This is a genomic window from Blastocatellia bacterium (assembly GCA_035275065.1).
GTDB lineage: Bacteria > Acidobacteriota > Blastocatellia > UBA7656 > UBA7656 > DATENM01.
This window is the reverse complement of record DATENM010000087.1, coordinates 141,029-157,462: the sequence shown is the minus strand read 5'-3', so window position 1 is coordinate 157,462 and position 16,434 is coordinate 141,029. Positions and strand designations below refer to the sequence as shown.

The following is a 16,434-nucleotide window of genomic DNA, read 5'->3' as shown; positions in this document are numbered from 1 at the left end:
TGAGGCGCGATGTTTGGCATCTTTAAGACGGGAATCAAGCTTGGAATCGGCTGCTTTGTGGCAGGCATTCTCTTCGTCCTGTTGCTGGTCGCGGCGTGGTATTACTACTTCGGGCGCAAGCCTGAGCCGCGGCCCCGCAACCAGAACCGCCGCGCCGCAACCCTGCCGCTCAATCGCGGCGCGGACGGCCCGTCAGCGCGCCCGCTCCTTTAAAATGGCGACCGCTTCTTCCGCCGTACTCACAAACGACAGCCAGCCAAGGTCGGCGTCAGAGATCACCAGATGCTCGCGCAGGCATTCGAGCGCGCGCGGCCAGCACGCGCCCAGCAGGATGAGCGGGCGCGGCGGCAGGACGTTCATCGTCAGCTTGTTCCAGACCAGCGAAATCTCGGTGATCGTCCCCATGCCGCCGCGCAAGGCGACGTAGCCGACCGACTGAGTAATCAGCTTCTGCAAGCGCGCGTAGAAATCGGCGCTCGGCTCGATCTTCTTCAGGTAAGGATTGGGCGCTGATTTGAACTGCGTCATGGTGACGCCAATGACGTGGCCGCCGGCATCATGCGCGCCGTGGCTGATGGCTTCCATAACCCCCGCGTAACCGCCTGAGCAGACATCGAAGCCGGCTTCGACCAGCAAGCGCCCAAGCCGGAGCGCCTCCTGGTACTCTGCCGCGTCCGTGCCGCAGCGCGAGCCGCCGAAGACGGTCACGCGCCGCCGCGCCTGGTCATCAAGCAACAGCCCGCGCGCCATCTCGCCGCTCATCACGTCGCCGCTCGTCATGCGCCGCCCATCCTTTCCGCTGCCGTGTGGCGCAAGCTGTTAGCTTGCGCGAATCATTGCGCAAGCTAACAGCTTGCGCCACTCTAGGGCTTCAAGCGATAGAGCATTCGCGGGAAGGGAATCGTTTCGCGAATGTGCTCGATGCCACAGAGCCACGCGGTGCAGCGCTCGATGCCCATGCCGAAGCCGCCGTGCGGGAAGCTGCCGTACTTGCGCAGGTCGAGATACCAGTCGAAGGCCTCTTCCGGCAGGCCGTGCGCTTGAATCTGCTTGAGCAGATAATCGAGGTCGTCGGCGCGCTGGCCGCCGCCGATGACTTCGCCGTAACCTTCGGGCGCCAGCACGTCAACGCACAGCGCCAGATCGGGCCGCTCCGGGTCAGGCTTCATGTAAAACGCCTTCACCGCCGCCGGGTAGCGATGCACCATCACCGGGCGGTCGTACTGGCTTGAGATATACGTCTCGTCCGGCGCGCCGAAGTCGCCGCCCCATTCAAAGCGCGTTTCCAGCTCGCCTTTCTCAAAGCCTTCTTGCAGCAGCCGCACGGCGTCGTCGTATTGCAGGCGCGGGAATGGCTTCTGAATCTTTTCGAGCTTCGCCGTGTCGCGCTCCAGCTCTTTCAGCTCGGCCTGGCGGTTTTCCAGCACGCGCCCGACGACAAACGACATGAAGTCTTCGGCCAGATTCATGACATCGTCGAGATCGGCGTAAGCGACTTCCGGCTCGACCATCCAGAACTCCGTCAGGTGCCGGCGGGTCTTCGACTTCTCTGCGCGAAACGTCGGGCCGAAAGTGTAAACTTTGCCGAAAGCGGCGGCGGTCGCTTCGTTATAGAGCTGGCCCGATTGCGTCAGGTAAGCTTTGTTGTCGTCGAAGTAGTTGACCTCGAATAGCGTCGTCGTGCCTTCGCAGGCGGCGGGCGTGAAGATCGGCGTGTCCATCAGCAGGAAGCCGTGCGAGTCGAAGTAATCGCGCACGGCGCGAATGATTTCGGCGCGCACCGAGAGGATGGCGTGCTGGCGACGCGAGCGCAGCCAGAGGTGGCGGTGATCCATCAGGAATTCCGTGCCATGCTCTTTCGGCGTGATGGGATATTCGCCGGCCACCTGCACCACGTCGAGGCCGCTGACGTCCAGCTCATAAACGCCGGGCTGTTTAGGATGCTCGCGCACTCGCCCGCGCACGATGATCGATGATTCCTGCGTCAGACGGTCGAAGTCATTCCATGTCTGCTCGCTGACGTCGCGCTTCGAGACGACGCCCTGGATCAAGCCTGAGCCGTCGCGGATCTGTGGAAACTTGAGCTTGCCGCTCGAACGGATGTTATAAAGCCAGCCTTTGATGGTCACCTCTTCGCCGATGTGACCGGCCAGATCGCGGATGTAAGTCTGCTCCATAATCGCTCCTGTAATGGTCGTTGCGTGAACGAATAATCCTACACTAGCGAAGGGCGCAAAAAAAGGAACAGGCCGCGCGAAGACCGGATGGCTCAGACGCGCCGGCTGTCTTTTCGCCGTACACACCGATTGGAAAACAGATACAGGCCGGCGCTCGGGGCAGACGATTTCCGCCAAAAGACGCGCCCTGCGCCTCCAAGCAAGCGTGGCATCGGAGTTGCCGCTAATCGCTTGGGGAAAGCAAATCCGAATAGAGCGGAGGAATCCTGTATGGCAGACAGAATTATTGAAGTGAACCGTGATGGCGGCAGCGGCATGACGGCCATTGCTATCGTGTTGATGCTGATCGTGCTAATCGCCGTGCTGTATTTCACCGGCGCATTCCATAAGATGTTCGGCGGCAGCAAACACGAGATTGACGTGAACATCAACAAGCCGGGGATTGTGTTGCAGCTTACATAAGCTCATCGCGGCGCAAACGAATGGGAAAAGCGAGAGCCGCTAAGACAGGGAGTTGTCTGTCTTGGCGGCTCGACCTTTTTTGCCCTCTGGCTTTCTTGCGCTCTGGCGCTGCGCTTTACCTGACTTGCGTCGCGCTTTACTTGATCGGCGGACGCGTGTCACCGGGCAACGGCGCCCTCGGGTCTCCGAGCGGCCCGCGCTGCCGGTTCCTCACGTCGTTGGGGTAGGGCGTCTGAATTTGCGTGTCTATCGGCCCACGGTTGCGGGCTTTCGCCCCGGTCGCCGGTGTCGTCGTTGCGAATAACGTCCACGCGCCGCTCGGCATATCACCTGCCAGCTCGCGCTGCCACTCGTATTCCGGGTGCGCTTTCAAAAACGGTTCCAGCCTGAAATCCGCGCCGCACGCATGGCCAATCGCCGCCCAGAATTTCATCTCAGCGGCCAGCCGCCCGTCTGTGGCTTTGGCGTTTGACGCGCCGGCGGGATAGAAGCTGCGCCAGTCGCTGTTGGCGCCCTTGTCGTCTAGCTCGACATGGCCGCAAAGCGTATTGGCCGAGCCGCCGTTGCGCTTGCGCATCCCGTCGTAATGATCGGCCAGGAATCTCTTAGCCAGCGCGACATCGATCTTGCCGCGATTTTCTTTCATCAGCTCATCCCAGCGGCGATGCCGTGCATTGGCGCCGTTGGTCGTGCCGTTGGGGTCAAAGCTCGTCTCTTCCCTGATCGTCTTTTCATGGACGGGGAAGTTCGAGCCGACGAAGTAACCGTCTTTGCTGCGCTCGACGATGTTATTCTTGAGGCCGTTTTCGAGCCGCGCGATCTCGCCCGTCTTGCGGTCGCCAATCAGCCAGTCGTTGGCATAGCCGCCGTTCGGATGATCCATCATCACCTTCAGCCAGCCGTCAATCGAATCGGCGTACTGCGTGGCTTTGCGTATGCGGTAGAACTCCGGCAGCCCCGCCGGGTCGAATCCTTTGAAGTCGCTGATCGTCGTTTCGGTGACCATCAACCCGGCATCGCTCACATAGAAATCATCGCCTGAATGGATGAAGCCGGGGAACGAATCCATCAGGATGCGGTGGCCCGCCGCCGGCTTTAGATCGACCATGATATTCCAGTGACGGCCGATCAAGTAATCGATCCAGTTGTTGTGCGCCATGACGATGTCGCCATTCTTGGTATAGCTGCCGGTGGCGACGAAGGCCGAGCAGGCGGGCGGCGGCGACTGATGCAGCTCGGGGTCGTCTATGCGCGCCTGCGTGAGCGACGGGATGTAATAAAACGCCAGCTCCATCCAGCCGTTCATCGCCAGCACGTCGTCGGCGTCAATACGCACGCCGCGCGCATAAGCGCCGCGCGCGATGGCTTGAATCTCGCGCTGGTATTCGTCGTCGAGCTTGCTCCAGAACATCTCGTGCGCGGCGTTGCGATAAAAGGCCCAGTCGTGCGCGGTGATGCGCTGCAAGTATTTCTTGAAGACGCGCAAAGCGTCATCGATCTCGTGCGCCAGCAGCCAGCCGTGCTGATAGCCGACTTCATCGGGCGAGCCTTCAAGGTGCAGGTAGATCCAGCCGCCGCGTTCGGTGCGCGTGGCTTTGGCGAGCGGGTCGCCTTTGGCATCCGTCTGCGCCGTGACCCGCGGCAGGTTCGCCGCCAGCGCCAACGACACGGCAAGACCGAACGCCACCGCAATGCGGCTCATACGCTGTAACATAAACCCCTCCTTGTGACTGGCCAATCGCTATTGGAGTGCTTGCGGCGGCGATTATATTACATTCGCCGCCTGCGGCAAAACCGCTAAAGCCCTTACTTCTCTGACCGGCGCGGCTCGTTTATAATCAGCGCAGTCGAACCTTAGGGATCAGCACAGGAGGTTTGCCATGAGCTTACCGAAATCAGAGCCGCCGCCAGAGCCGCTCTACACCATTGATGAATATCTCGCCAGGGAGCGCAAATCCGAAGAGCGCCACCAGTATCTTGACGGGCTGATCTACCTGATGGCCGGCGAAAGCCCGGCGCACGGCGACATCTGCGTGAATCTTATTGCAGAACTGCGAACCCAATTGCGTGGCACGCCCTGCCGCGTGTGGACGAAAGATGCGAAGGTTTTGAGCGGCCCGACCATCCGGTCGGCGCGCAGCATGAAAGGATTGTTCTCGTATCCCGATCTCGTCGTCGTCTGCGGCGAGCCGAAGTTTCTCGACGAGCACCTCGACGTCGTGCTGAACCCGCAGGTTATCATCGAGGTGCTGTCACCTTCGACTGAATCATTTGATCGCAGCGAAAAATTCCGGCGTTACCTTCGTTATAACCCGACGCTCACTGATTATGTAATGGTCTCGCAAGCAGAGCCCGCCATAGATCATTTTCGCCGCATGTCGAGCGGCGAATGGGTGTACCTGCCAATCGAAGGGCTCGAAGACAGCCTGACCCTCTCGTCCATTGATTGTGTGATCCGGCTCAGTGAGATTTACGACCGCGTCGGCTTTCCCGAAGAAGCCGAGGAGATAGAAGCGGAGCCATAGCTCTTTCACTTTAAGCGGGCGAGGAAGTCGCGGTTGGTCTTCGTATCGGTCAGGCCCTTCAACAACAGCTCCATCGCTTCGACGGACTTTTTGCCGGCGAGGGCGCGGCGCAGCAGGTTGATCTGCGGCATGGTGTCGGGATCGAACAGCTTTTCTTCTTTGCGGGTTCCCGATTTCGAGATGTCTATGGCCGGGAAGATGCGGCGCTCGGCAAGCTTTCTGTCGAGGACGATCTCCAGGTTGCCCGTCCCCTTGAACTCCTGAAAGATCACTTCATCCATCTGGCTGCCCGTATCGATCAAGGCCGTCGCGATAATCGTCAGGCTGCCGCCTTCTTCGGCCTTGCGCGCCGCGCCGAAGAACTTGCGCGGGAACTCCATCGCCCGCGAATCTACGCCGCCGGACATGGTGCGCCCACGGCGGCTGGTCTCACGATTCGAGGCGCGCGCCAGCCGGGTGATCGAATCGAGCAACATCACGACATCTTCGCCGCATTCGACCATGCGCTTGACGCGCTCATGAACCAGGCGGGCGATTTGCAAGTGCAGCTCGCCGCCCTGATCCGCCGACGACGCGACGACTTCGCCGCGCACGCGTCGCTTCATATGCGTGACCTCTTCGGGACGCTCGTCAATCAGCAAAACGACCAGATGGGTTTCGGGGTGGTTATCGGCGACCGCTTCGGCGATCTCTTCGATGAGCGTCGTCTTGCCGGTTTTCGGCGGCGCGACGATCAAGCCGCGCTGGCCCTTGCCGATGGGCGCGATCAGGTCGAGCACACGCATTGAAAGGTTGTCGTTGCCTTCGGAAAGCTCCAATCGCTCGGTCGGGTCAACGCTGGTCAAACGAGTGAACTCCGGGCGGCGCGTGTAATCGTCTAGCGCTATCTCATTGATGGTCTCAATCTGGCTGAGCTGGTCGGATTGCGCGCGCCCGCGGCCCGCATCGCTCGGCGTAGCGCGCCCCACGATCATCACGCCTTCGCGCAGCGCGTATTTCTGAATCAGGTTGCGCCCGACGAAAATATCTTTCGGGCCGGGCAGGTAATTGTTCGCCGCCTGACGAAGAAAGCCGAAGCCTTTTTCGTTGAGCTGCAAAACGCCCGTTATGGTCGGTTGTGAATCCATTATTACTCCAGTAGAGAAATGCGTCTCCGATCAATCCGGCAATTCCAGCATGACTTCTTTGCGGCGGTGCATCACTTCGCGCCCGAAGTCTGTGAGGCTCACGGTCGGGTACAGGCCCTTCTCGATGGCGACGCACGCGGCATCAATCAAGGCTTTAATGTAGGCGGTAATCTCGTCCTGCCGCATATCGCTCAACAAGCCATAGGTCGAGAGCCGGTTGAGCTTGCTTTCAAGCACCTGCTTGCTGGTCGAGCCGCGCAAAACTGCTGCCACCGTTCCTTTGCCGAAACGGCCCCGGCCATATTCGCGCTCGATGCGGGCGATGCAACTGAGGATCTTGATGACGACGGTCATCTGTGCCGGGTTCGGCTTTTGCGCGCGTGGTCGCGGCGCATCGCTCGCGGATTCGGCCCGCGTCAGCGCCCGCCGGCTGGCGGCGCGCGCTTTCAGTTGCTCGCGCAGCTCGACGCCGGCGGGCGCTTGCTCGATGATGAACTGCTCAAGTTCGGTCGCCGGGTTGGTCTCGGCTTTCCGTGCGCGGCCCACGCGCAATGTGCCTGCGGGCGGCGACGGGACGCGCTCTTCTTCAAGGTAACGCGCATTGGCGGGCGCGCAGCTCGAACAGCTCTCGCACGCCGGCGCCTGTTTGCGGTCGCCGAAGTATTTCAGAATGAAGGTGCGCAGGCAAGCCTTATGATAGCAATAATCGATCATACGCCGCAGCTTCCACTGTTCGGCGGCGGCGCGCGCGGCCAGCTCTTTGGTGTCAACCCGCAAGGCCCGCGCCGGCGGCGCGTCCAGCAAGCGGATGCCGCGCCCCTGAAACGCCGCGTGATAGCCGATCAAGCCTTTGGCTTCGAGCGCCGCCAGCGCCCGGCGCATCTGCGCATCGCTCAAGCCGAGCTGCGCGGCGATGGCTTTCAGATCGAGCTCTGTCTGCTCGCGCTCGTTGACGTTGCGCGTGAAAATCAGGTCGCGCAGCACGCCGCCTTCATTCGAGTCGTCGCGCACGGCGTCGAGCGCCGCGTCAATCGGCATCTTCATCAGCGCCAGGATGGTCGCTTCGCCGGCGCGACCGCGCTCGATGTGGCCGGCCTTCTCCAAGACGACGAGCGCCGAATGGATCGACATATCATTCTTGACGCGCAATCGGTCGCCCAACTCGCGCGCCGTCAGCTCGATGCGCTCCAGGCCGAACGAAGCGATCTCGTCATAGACGCGCTTGATCAGCTCTGGCGACGGGTGGCTGCCTTCGATGAAGAATTGCTGCGTGCGCGTGTCGGCGTAGTTAAACAGCAGGACGCATTCCGACGGCAAGCCGTCGCGGCCCGCGCGCCCGACTTCTTGATAGTAAGCTTCGATTGAGCCCGGCAAGTGGAAATGCGCCACGAAGCGGATGTCGGGTTTATCGATGCCCATGCCGAAGGCGTTCGTCGCCACGATGGCCTGCGCGTCGCCGCGCATGAAGGCGTCTTGCGCGCGGCTGCGCTCGCCGTCGTCCATGCCGCCGTGATACAGCTCAACCCGGAGACCTGCGAGCTTGAGCTTGGCGGCAATCTGTTCGACGCTCTTGCGCGTCGCGGCATAGATGATGCCGGCGCCCGCCGCATGGCGGATCAAGCGCTTCAGCGTGTCAATCTTGTCGCGCTCGGTCGCCGTGTGCATGACGCGCAAGGCGAGATTGGGGCGGTCAAAGCCGGCGACAAAGACCTGCGCGTCGGTCAGTCCAAGCTGTTCGCAGATGTCTGCGCGCACCTGCGGCGTCGCCGTCGCCGTCAGCGCGATGACCTGCGGATTGCCGAGCTGCTCGATAGCCGGCTTCATGCGCAGGTAGTCTGGGCGGAAGTCATGGCCCCAGTGCGAGATGCAGTGCGCTTCGTCCACGGCAAACAGTCGCACCTGGGTTTCGGCAATGGAATCCATGAAGGCCTGGCTGCGAAAGCGTTCGGGCGCGACATAAACCAGCTTGTACCCGCCCATGCGCAAACGGCTCAGGCGAATGTTGGTTTCGCCGTAGCTCAGGCTGGAGTTGATGAAGGTGCCGGGGATGCCGCGCTCGGCGAGCTGATCAACTTGATCCTTCATCAGCGCGATGAGCGGCGAAACGACGAGCGTGATGCCTTCGCGCATCAAGGCCGGCAGTTGATAGCAGAGCGATTTGCCGCCGCCGGTCGGCATGACGACGACCGTGTTGCGGCCCGCCAGCACAGCCTGGACGACTTCGTCCTGGCCCTCGCGAAATTCGGTGAAGCCAAAATGCTGTTGCAGCGCCTCGCGCGCCGCCTCGGTGCTCACTTAGGTATCCTCTCAGCGGTAATGTCGGTTGTGGATTGCGCTGGATTGTTCGACGACCAACAAAGAAAACCATACCACGCGGGTGATGACTTTCTCAATCTACCGGCAGGCGCTTGCCGCCTGCGCCACCGCGCCGCCTGACAGAACTATTTTCTTGACGTTGGAATGATCCACGCCCCATAATCCTGACAGATGCTGTTCGGGCATGCGGTGAGAGAGGAAGTGATATGAGCGACGACCCGACAAACAAACTGCCCGATGACAAGACGCGATACGACACCCAGCCGACCATCACTACGGTGCTCGAACGCATCGATAAGCTCGGCGACAACCTGAGAGCAGAAATTGAGACCCTCCGCGTCGGTCAAGATCAACTACATGCTGGTCAGGAACAACTGCGTATTGGCCAGGAGCAACTGCGCGTTGGCCAGGAGCAACTGCGCGTTGGCCAAGAGCAACTGAGGGTTGGCCAGGAACAACTGCGCGTTGACCTGACTGCCGAGATTCAATCATTACGCTCGGAGATGAATCAGCGGTTCGCCGACGTTGATAAGCAGTTCGTCCTGCTCACCAAGAAATTTAGAATGCTCATCGAGGAAGTCTATCAGGTGCGAGCCGAGTACGAGGTCTACGAAGACCGCCTCGACAAGCTGGAGCAGAAGACACCTTAACTATCGCTTGATGCCAAAGGCCAGAAAGACGATGGGGCGGAAGATCTTCCACCAATCGGTGATGGCGCGCATCTTCGTGTAAGCGATGCCATCGGTCTTCGGGTACTCGATGGTCACCGGCACCTCGATGACGCGATGGCGCAGGCGCAGGGCTTTGAAGAGCAGATAAGGCTCCAGCTCGTAACGGTCGAGCCAGTCTTGCCAGAGGTTGATGCGCCGGTCGTCGAACAACGACAGCTTGATGGCGCGAAAGCCGCTCGACGCATCAGTGACCCGCCTGCCGCAGAAGAAGGAAAACAGCCAGGTATAGCCGCGCGTGCCGACACGGCGACGCAAAGGCATGCGCAGGTATTCACCGCCGTCGAGGTAGCGCGAGCCCTGCACCAGCTCGGCTTCGCCCCGCAGGATCGGCTCGACCAGTCGCGGAATCTGCTCAGGCGGCGTCTTGCCGCCACCCGATACAATCACCACCACATCAAAACCATTGGCCCGCGCGTAATCGATGCCGGCGCGAATCGCCGCCCCGACGCCGCGGTTAGCGCCCTGACGAATCACTGTCGCGCCGGCGCTTTCGGCGTAATCCGGGGTCGCGTCGCTTGAGCCGTCGTCCACGACCACCGTCGCTGCAACGAGATCGCGCGGCACGGCACCGACGACGCGGGCGATGCGCTCGCCTTCGTTCCAGGCCGGGGCGACGCACAACACGCGCGGCTGCGGGCGGGTCGTCACCTTCAGATCGAGCGCCGGCGAAGCGTTCATGCGAGCCTCCCCTCGTTGTTCTCTTTCAGCCATTGGTAAGTTCGGCGCAGCCCTTCTTCGATGGTTACGGATGGCACCCAGCGCAGCTCGCGGCGAATCTTTTCGATGTTGACGACGCGGCGGCGGATGTTGTCAATGTCGCGGCGGTCAACGTAGGTCGGCTCGGCCTGCGCTCCAGTGATGCGGATGATGATCCGCGCCAGTTGATTGATCGTCGTTTCGCGCCCGGTGCCGACATTATAGACCTGGCCCTCGGCCTTCGACGAGATGCCGGCCATCAGCGTCGCTTCGACGACGTCGTCAATGTAAGTGAAATCGCGTGTCTGCTCGCCGTCGCCGTGAATGCGCGGCGCTTCGTTCCGCATCGCCGACTCGAAGAACTTGGCGATGACTCCGCAGTAAGGATTGTCGGGCCGCTGCTGCGTGCCAAAGACGTTCGAGTAGCGCACCGCCGCCACTGACAAGCCGTAGCTTTCGTAGAACGCCTTGCAGTAATTCTCGCCCGCGAATTTCGAGACGGCGTAAGGGCTGAGCATGTTGGTCGCATCGTCTTCGTTGATCGGCAGGTAACGCGGGTTGCCGTAGACCGAAGCCGACGAAGCGTAGACCGTGCGCGGCACTTTGGTTTCGCGCGCCGCCAGCAGCACGTTCAGTGTGCCGCCGATGTTGACTTCGTAATCCTCGCGCGGGTTGCGTGTCGAGACGATGATGTTGCGCGCCGCTTCGTGAAAGACGATGGCAGCGCCCCGGACGACATCGCGCACCATCTCGTAATCGGTCACCGTGCCGCGCACGATCTCCATGTCGGCGGCGTCACCGGGCAAGTTCTCTAGCGTGCCGGTGTAGAAATCATCCAGCACGACGACGCGCGCGCCTTCGCGCAGGAGGCGGCGCACGATGTTGGAGCCGACAAAGCCGGCACCGCCGGTGACGACGATCCTTTGTCCTGACAGTTTTTCAAAAGCGATCATGTACACTCTCTCCGCCAATTCGCACGTGCCCCAGCCTGTGCAAGCAAAACGGCGATGATGATGACAAGCGGACAGGGCCGGTAAAATAACCTGTGAAGGATACCCGATTTCGCGACGACAAGCCAACCGCCAAAGCGTTTTTTCGCCTGTCCATGAATGGCGCTCGACCCGGATAGGCCGGGCGACGAAGAGGTGGTCGGTAAAAGAAATAGAGCGAAGGATCAGAGCCACGTCACCCCCGGCAAGAGGTTATTCGCTGCTTCTCTGACCCTTCGCTTTCTCGTGCGCTCTGCCGCGCTCTCGCTCCCTCGCGACTCGCAGGCTCGCGACTCCTCCGCCCCGCGACGCTTTACTTCACGCGCATCGTCGGATCGCCCAACAACACCCAGCTCCGCCGCACGTCACTGTCGCTGACCGCTTGCCGCGCTCGCCTCGTTGCCTCGCCGATGGTCATCCCCTGCACTCGCGTCGTTGCGCCTGCGAACAGTTGCCGCATCACTTCTTGATTCATCAGCGCCTGCCCATCGCCGCTCGTCTGTGCCGACGATGCCCACACCGCCGCCGCCCCGCCTTCCGTCAACAGCAGGGCTTCGCCCAGGCTCGCCGTCCGCGGATCATTGAACAAGCCGTTCAAGCAGGTCATCGAGATCACTACCGTCAACTGGTCGCGGTTGCTCAGGCCCGCTGCATCACTGGTCACGAGCAAGCTGCCGCGCCACACGCTGGCCGAGCCGTGCCCGGCATAATTGACCACCAGCGGCCCGCGACTGAGCCCCGCCATCACCGCCTGGTGCGCCGCCGCGTCATCCATCTGACTGCGATAAATGTTCGTCACCGCTAGCCCCGGCGGCAGCAGGCTCTTGACCACCGCCGTCGCCGCCTCGAAGTTGTAGCCGTCATTGCGGTCGGCGACCAGCAAAGCCCCCTCGTGGCGTTGCTTCTCATAATTGAGCAGCTTGCCGACGACCAGCGCCGCAGACTCGGCAGAGCGCACCGGCAGGCGGCCAAGGGCGACTTCAGCCAGGCCGTCGCCATCGCTGTCGCCGAGCCATTCGTCAGAGGCAGTCTCGAACTGCAAGGTGGTGATGCGCCCGGTCGGCACGAAGTCATTGTCGCCAAGGCCGAGATAGTTGCGCGGGTCGTAGCTGGCGTCGCCGGCAAGCAGGACAAAGCCCGGCTTCTTCTTCCAGAGCGAATGGGCGCGGGTGATGAAGTCACGGAGAGCCGCAGCCGAGTGAGCGCCGAAGGAGAATTCATCGAAGAGGTCTTCGACATCAACGACGGCGACGGAGTAGCCCTGCTTAAGCCTGAGCTGTTTGAGAGGGGCAAGGCTAGGAATGAGGCTGGCGTGAGAGATGATGATGAGGTCGGCGCCGTTGGCGGCGCGGTTCCAGGTCGAGGGTCGCTGGGCGATGACCTGTGCCGGATGCCGCACTGCCGCATCGCTGACCGCATACAACAGCCGCGCCCCGCTGCCGGCGGGCACTGCCGCTGTCAGCCTGTAACTATTACCGTCCGCTTCAACCTGACCTTGAATCTCGACAGGGCTGATCGCCTCGGTAATGTCGAAAAGGCGAACGGCGGGCTGCGGGAAGCCGCTGACCTGTATGGTCTGGCCGCCTTCGACGTTCATCAGCAGGGCATCGTTGTCTGCGGCGAAGCGGTGCGCGTAGGTCAGGCGCACGGCGTCGAGGACGCTGAAATCGCTCGGGCCATTGAGAGCTTGCAAGGTGATGCTGTTGTCGCCGTCGCGCAGCAGCGACATCGGCAGCGTGAAAGTGGTCGTTGAATGCGCCTGACCATCGAATAGCGTTGTGCCGACAACCGAGCCGTTGAGGCTAAGGCTGACGCCGTGACCGACGTTGAGGCCGAGTCCCTGTGTCACCAGATCGAGCGTTGCGGGCGATGCGGCTTGAAGGTCAGGCAGCGAAACGTTCAAGGAGAGCGTATAAGGCGTGCTGCTGATGATGGGGCCGAACCAGTTGTCGGCGTCGCCGTTCTTGATTGAAGGGAAGTAGAGCAAGCGGGGCTTCAGCTCGGTGGTGTAATCGAAGCTCTGAGCCGCGCCCGGCTTGTCGGGAAGGCCGCTAACGCCCGCGATCCGGCGACCGGGCTGAGCGCCGAAGGTGAGGTAATAGGCGTGCGCAGCGGTCTCCGGGGTGTCGAGTGGCGTGGCGAAAAACTCGATGGAATCGGTCGAATCGAGCCGCCCTTTAAGGCCGCCGTTGACGAGCATGGCGACCTCTTGGCCATCGGCAAAGAGTTGTAAGAAGCGCGGGTCGCGCATTGGATCGAGACCGGCGGCAATGAGCTCGGGCTGAGTGATGCGATACCATCCGGCTTGCTTGATCAGCAGCTTGACGCCTGCTTGAGCGGCAATCTCCCACTGCTTGGCAAGGCTGTCGTTGGCAAGGCGGTCGGCTGAAAGCCTCGCCATGCCTTTGCGGCTTGCAGTCGCCGGCAGCAATTGCCTCTGAGCCGAGTTGCCTGAATCTTTAATCTCATTGAGCAGAACCGCGCGGGCTTCGGCGGGGAGCTTGTCCACAGGTGTAGTAAAGAAGGGGCCGTGCAGGGTTGCGCCGCCGCTCAGGTCAATGTCTTCGAGCCAGTACATCGCCGCCGTTTCAGCCGCACCTCGCGCGTCAACCCACGAATAGACATCGCCGGCGGCAAGCACGGTATCCTGGCCGGCGATCAGTGCCGACCCGGCGATCAGCGAAGGATTAATCCGCGCGCGCTGACCCCTGACTTCGCGGTAAAGGTTGAAGCCGAGGTTGTCTGCCTCGTAGCCGGTTCGCCATTCTAAATAAACTTTGCCGCTGTCGTCGGCGAGGGCCTTAAACGATTCGAGCCGGACGGCGGTCGGGCTCGTCGCCGTGAAGTCGGCGGCGAATTCCGAAGTGTTGTTGGCAGGCGATCCCGTCGTGTTGGTGGCGGTCGCGGTAATCAGCGGGTCTGTGGTGGTCAGCACGATGCCGCTGAAGCTCGCGTTGCCGCTGGCGTTCGTCGTCACAGAGGTCGAGCCGCGATAGCTTGTCGCTTCGCCATTACCCGAAGGGTCGGCGGTTGTCATTGAATAAAACTCGATGGCGAAGGTCATGTTGGGCGTGCTGTTCAAGGTGCCTGCGACCGTCGTGCTGCCGCCGCTTACACTGGCGGCGGTGATCACCGGATAATTTTGTAAGGTGTTTGCCCCACTGTCGCTATCGTTCGCATCGTTGGCGGTCACGCCATTGGCGTTTTCGGTGCCGCCGGTCAGGTCTATGCCTAGCCCTGTGTTCGAATAGATCGAGTTGGCGCGGATCGAGTTGCCGTTACTGGAAGCGCCCGCGACATTCACGCCATCGCCGCCATTGAACGCGATGGTGTTGGCGGCCCCGGCTGCCGTCCCGCCGACGGCGATTCTGACCGAGGTGTTGCGGATGTGAATGCCGTGGCTGGTGTTGGGCATGGCGTCCGTGCCATTGGCTTTCAGGCCGATCAGGTTGCCCTGCACCGCATCATCGTTGGCGTTGTCGGCATCGATGCCGACGGTGTTGTTACCGCTGATGACGTTGCCGGGCGAGGTGCCGGGTGTTGCAGTAATGCCGCCGACAGTGACGCCATCGGCCTGGACGAGATGGACCCCTGCGCTCGTGTTGCCGAGGTCGTTCATGCCTGTGATGTCTGTGCCGATGTAGTTGCTTGAGACCGCGTTGTTGTCTGTGACCCCGCCGATTCCTTCGTTCAGTTGCACGCCATTGGCGCCGTTGGCTGAGATGACATTGCGCAGATCAGAAGTCGCGCCGCCGACCGTCGAATTGGTTACGGCATTCAGAAGTACACCGTTAGCTCCATTGCCCAGCGCCGCCGCGCCGCCCGCTTGAAGGCCGATCAAATTGCCGCGCACCAGATGGCCAGAGGAGGAGCCGCCGAGAAGCTCAACGCCGTCGCCGGTGTTGCCGCTGATGACGTTGCCGGGCGGCGTGCCGGGCGTTAAAGTCGAGCCGCCTATCGTGTTGTTATCCGGCCCGCCGTTGACAAAGACGCCGTTGCCGCCGTTGGCAATGGCCGCCGTGCCGTTGATGTTGGTGCCGATGTAATTGCCCGCAATCGTGTTGTTGTCGGCGTTCTCGCCATTCACGTCTATGCCGTCGGTGTTGGCGTCTGTGTTATTGCCCGATATGACATTGCGCTCCATCGCCGACGAGCCGCCGATGGTCGTGCTGGAGGCGTCGTTGATGTTGACGCCGTTGCGCTCGTTCTTCAAAGCCGACATGCCATCGGCTTTGAGGCCAATAATGTTGCCCTGAACCTTGTTGCCGGTCGTCGTGTTCTGCGTCGTGCTGCTGCCGACGATTTCGATGCCATCACAGGTGGCACAGCCGGTCGCGCCGTTGCCGCTGATGACATTGCCGGGCGGCGTGCCGGGCGTTAAAGTCGGGCCGCCTATCGTGTTGTTATCCGGCCCCGAATTGATTCGCACGCCGTCGCCGCCCGCGCCGATGTCGAGCATGCCCGTGATGTCTGTGCCGATATAATTTCCGGCTATGGTGTTGTTGTCACTCGTCTCGCCCTGAATCGAGACGCCGAATGAAGCCGTCGCGGTGCCGCCGGTAATGATGTTCCGCGCCGTTGTTGTCGAGCCGCCGATGGTATTGGCCGGCGCGCTATCGATCAAGACGCCGTGGCCTGTGTTCCTCAGCGCCGTCGCGCCACCGGCGGCAATCCCGATCAGGTTACCCTGCACGCTATTCATCGTCGCGGCGGCGGTGAGCATGACGCCATTCGTGTCGTTGCCCGAAATGACGTTGCCGGGCGCCGTCCCCGCCGTCACGGTCAAGCCGCCAATGGTATTGCCAGAGCCGCCAGAGATCACCACGCCGCCCGCGCCATTTGCCGCCGCGACGCTGCCGGTTTCGTTCGTGCCGATGTAGTTGTTCTCGATCAGGTTGTTGTCTGACTGGATGCGCACGCCGTTACCAGTCCATTGCCGGATGACCAGCGAGCGGATCGCGCTGCCGCTGCTGCCTGTAACCAGTACCAGCCCGTGCGTGCCGGCTGTCGCAACGCCACTTCCATTGATCTGCACGCGGGTCGCGCCGCCACTATTGCCGTCAATCGTTAGCTTATCAGTAATCGAAGGCAGCGCGGTTGCCGGGGTGATTGAGGGAGTGCCCGCGCCAATGTTGAAATTGATGGTGTCGGCACCGGCCAGGGCATTGGTTTCTTCTATGGCCGCCCGCAGCGTACAGTCGCCGTTCGCGGTCAAGCAAACCCCGTCCCCAGGCGTCAGGTCTGCCTGGTCGCCCGTCGAGTTGACGGTGAAGATGGCGGCGGGCGCTCGCTTCTGTAAGACGGCAGTCGCAGCCGCTTCTTCAAATCGGCGCGAAGCCAGACCCAGCACTGCAAGTGCTGAAATTGTCATTACACCGGCGCGTACCCATCTCGCGGTCATTACTTCGTCC

The 16,434-nt window shown here is 61.6% G+C and carries 12 protein-coding genes; 4 read left to right on the top strand and 8 right to left on the bottom strand.

What is annotated here, in order from left to right:
- The first annotated feature begins 9 nt into the window (after positions 1–9).
- On the top strand, positions 10–213 hold the full coding sequence (locus VJ464_20695; protein ID HKQ07556.1) for a hypothetical protein: 204 nt from the start codon (positions 10–12) through the stop codon (positions 211–213).
- On the opposite strand, the gene VJ464_20690 is transcribed toward VJ464_20695, so the two are convergent.
- Complete coding sequence (locus VJ464_20690) at positions 193–780, bottom strand: LOG family protein (protein ID HKQ07555.1); 588 nt, start codon at positions 778–780, stop codon at positions 193–195. The genes VJ464_20695 and VJ464_20690 overlap by 21 nt on opposite strands.
- Positions 781–863: 83 nt before the next feature.
- Entirely contained in the window at positions 864–2,177 is a 1,314-nt protein-coding gene (gene asnS, locus VJ464_20685; protein HKQ07554.1) for an asparagine--tRNA ligase, read from the bottom strand.
- A 270-nt stretch (positions 2,178–2,447) separates the two neighbouring features.
- Here asnS and VJ464_20680 point away from each other — a divergent pair, with 270 nt between their 5' ends.
- Positions 2,448–2,639 carry a hypothetical protein gene (locus VJ464_20680; GenBank protein ID HKQ07553.1) on the top strand — a complete coding sequence of 64 codons (192 nt, stop codon included), beginning with the start codon at positions 2,448–2,450 and terminating at the stop codon, positions 2,637–2,639.
- A 136-nt stretch (positions 2,640–2,775) separates the two neighbouring features.
- Here VJ464_20680 and VJ464_20675 read toward each other — a convergent pair whose 3' ends face one another.
- On the bottom strand, positions 2,776–4,353 hold the full coding sequence (locus VJ464_20675) for a C45 family peptidase (protein HKQ07552.1): 1,578 nt from the start codon (positions 4,351–4,353) through the stop codon (positions 2,776–2,778).
- A 166-nt stretch (positions 4,354–4,519) separates the two neighbouring features.
- Here VJ464_20675 and VJ464_20670 point away from each other — a divergent pair, with 166 nt between their 5' ends.
- Positions 4,520–5,164, top strand: a complete 645-nt coding sequence (locus VJ464_20670) for a Uma2 family endonuclease (GenBank protein HKQ07551.1) — start codon at positions 4,520–4,522, stop codon at positions 5,162–5,164.
- Between the two features lie 5 nt (positions 5,165–5,169).
- On the opposite strand, the gene rho is transcribed toward VJ464_20670, so the two are convergent.
- Complete coding sequence (gene rho, locus VJ464_20665; GenBank protein ID HKQ07550.1) at positions 5,170–6,291, bottom strand: transcription termination factor Rho; 1,122 nt, start codon at positions 6,289–6,291, stop codon at positions 5,170–5,172.
- 30 nt (positions 6,292–6,321) lie between these two features.
- Positions 6,322–8,586, bottom strand: coding sequence for a RecQ family ATP-dependent DNA helicase (locus VJ464_20660; protein HKQ07549.1), 2,265 nt, complete (start codon positions 8,584–8,586; stop codon positions 6,322–6,324).
- 227 nt (positions 8,587–8,813) lie between these two features.
- On the opposite strand from VJ464_20660, the gene VJ464_20655 reads away from it, so the two are divergent.
- A complete protein-coding gene (locus tag VJ464_20655) occupies positions 8,814–9,257 on the top strand; it encodes a hypothetical protein (GenBank protein HKQ07548.1) in 444 nt (147 codons plus the stop codon).
- On the opposite strand, the gene VJ464_20650 is transcribed toward VJ464_20655, so the two are convergent.
- The 3 genes from VJ464_20650 to VJ464_20640 all read right to left on the bottom strand — a co-directional run bounded on the left by VJ464_20650 (position 9,258) and on the right by VJ464_20640 (position 16,394).
- Positions 9,258–10,016 carry a glycosyltransferase family 2 protein gene (locus VJ464_20650; GenBank protein ID HKQ07547.1) on the bottom strand — a complete coding sequence of 253 codons (759 nt, stop codon included), beginning with the start codon at positions 10,014–10,016 and terminating at the stop codon, positions 9,258–9,260.
- Entirely contained in the window at positions 10,013–10,987 is a 975-nt protein-coding gene (locus VJ464_20645; GenBank protein HKQ07546.1) for an NAD-dependent epimerase/dehydratase family protein, read from the bottom strand. The genes VJ464_20650 and VJ464_20645 overlap by 4 nt, the downstream gene beginning before the upstream one ends.
- 349 nt (positions 10,988–11,336) lie before the next feature.
- Complete coding sequence (locus VJ464_20640; GenBank protein ID HKQ07545.1) at positions 11,337–16,394, bottom strand: C25 family cysteine peptidase; 5,058 nt, start codon at positions 16,392–16,394, stop codon at positions 11,337–11,339.
- Positions 16,395–16,434 lie beyond the last annotated feature (40 nt).

What these genes read in the sequence shown, in the direction of transcription:
- VJ464_20680 (HKQ07553.1), top strand. Translation starts at nt 2,448, where the DNA reads ATGGCAGACAGAATTATTGAAGTGAACCGTGATGGCGGCAGCGGCATG.
- VJ464_20695 (HKQ07556.1), top strand. Translation starts at nt 10, where the DNA reads ATGTTTGGCATCTTTAAGACGGGAATCAAGCTTGGAATCGGCTGCTTT.
- VJ464_20640 (HKQ07545.1), bottom strand. Translation starts at nt 16,394, where the DNA reads ATGACAATTTCAGCACTTGCAGTGCTGGGTCTGGCTTCGCGCCGATTT.
- rho (HKQ07550.1), bottom strand. Translation starts at nt 6,291, where the DNA reads ATGGATTCACAACCGACCATAACGGGCGTTTTGCAGCTCAACGAAAAA.
- VJ464_20675 (HKQ07552.1), bottom strand. Translation starts at nt 4,353, where the DNA reads ATGTTACAGCGTATGAGCCGCATTGCGGTGGCGTTCGGTCTTGCCGTG.
- VJ464_20645 (HKQ07546.1), bottom strand. Translation starts at nt 10,987, where the DNA reads ATGATCGCTTTTGAAAAACTGTCAGGACAAAGGATCGTCGTCACCGGC.
- VJ464_20690 (HKQ07555.1), bottom strand. Translation starts at nt 780, where the DNA reads ATGACGAGCGGCGACGTGATGAGCGGCGAGATGGCGCGCGGGCTGTTG.
- asnS (HKQ07554.1), bottom strand. Translation starts at nt 2,177, where the DNA reads ATGGAGCAGACTTACATCCGCGATCTGGCCGGTCACATCGGCGAAGAG.
- VJ464_20670 (HKQ07551.1), top strand. Translation starts at nt 4,520, where the DNA reads ATGAGCTTACCGAAATCAGAGCCGCCGCCAGAGCCGCTCTACACCATT.
- VJ464_20650 (HKQ07547.1), bottom strand. Translation starts at nt 10,016, where the DNA reads ATGAACGCTTCGCCGGCGCTCGATCTGAAGGTGACGACCCGCCCGCAG.
- VJ464_20655 (HKQ07548.1), top strand. Translation starts at nt 8,814, where the DNA reads ATGAGCGACGACCCGACAAACAAACTGCCCGATGACAAGACGCGATAC.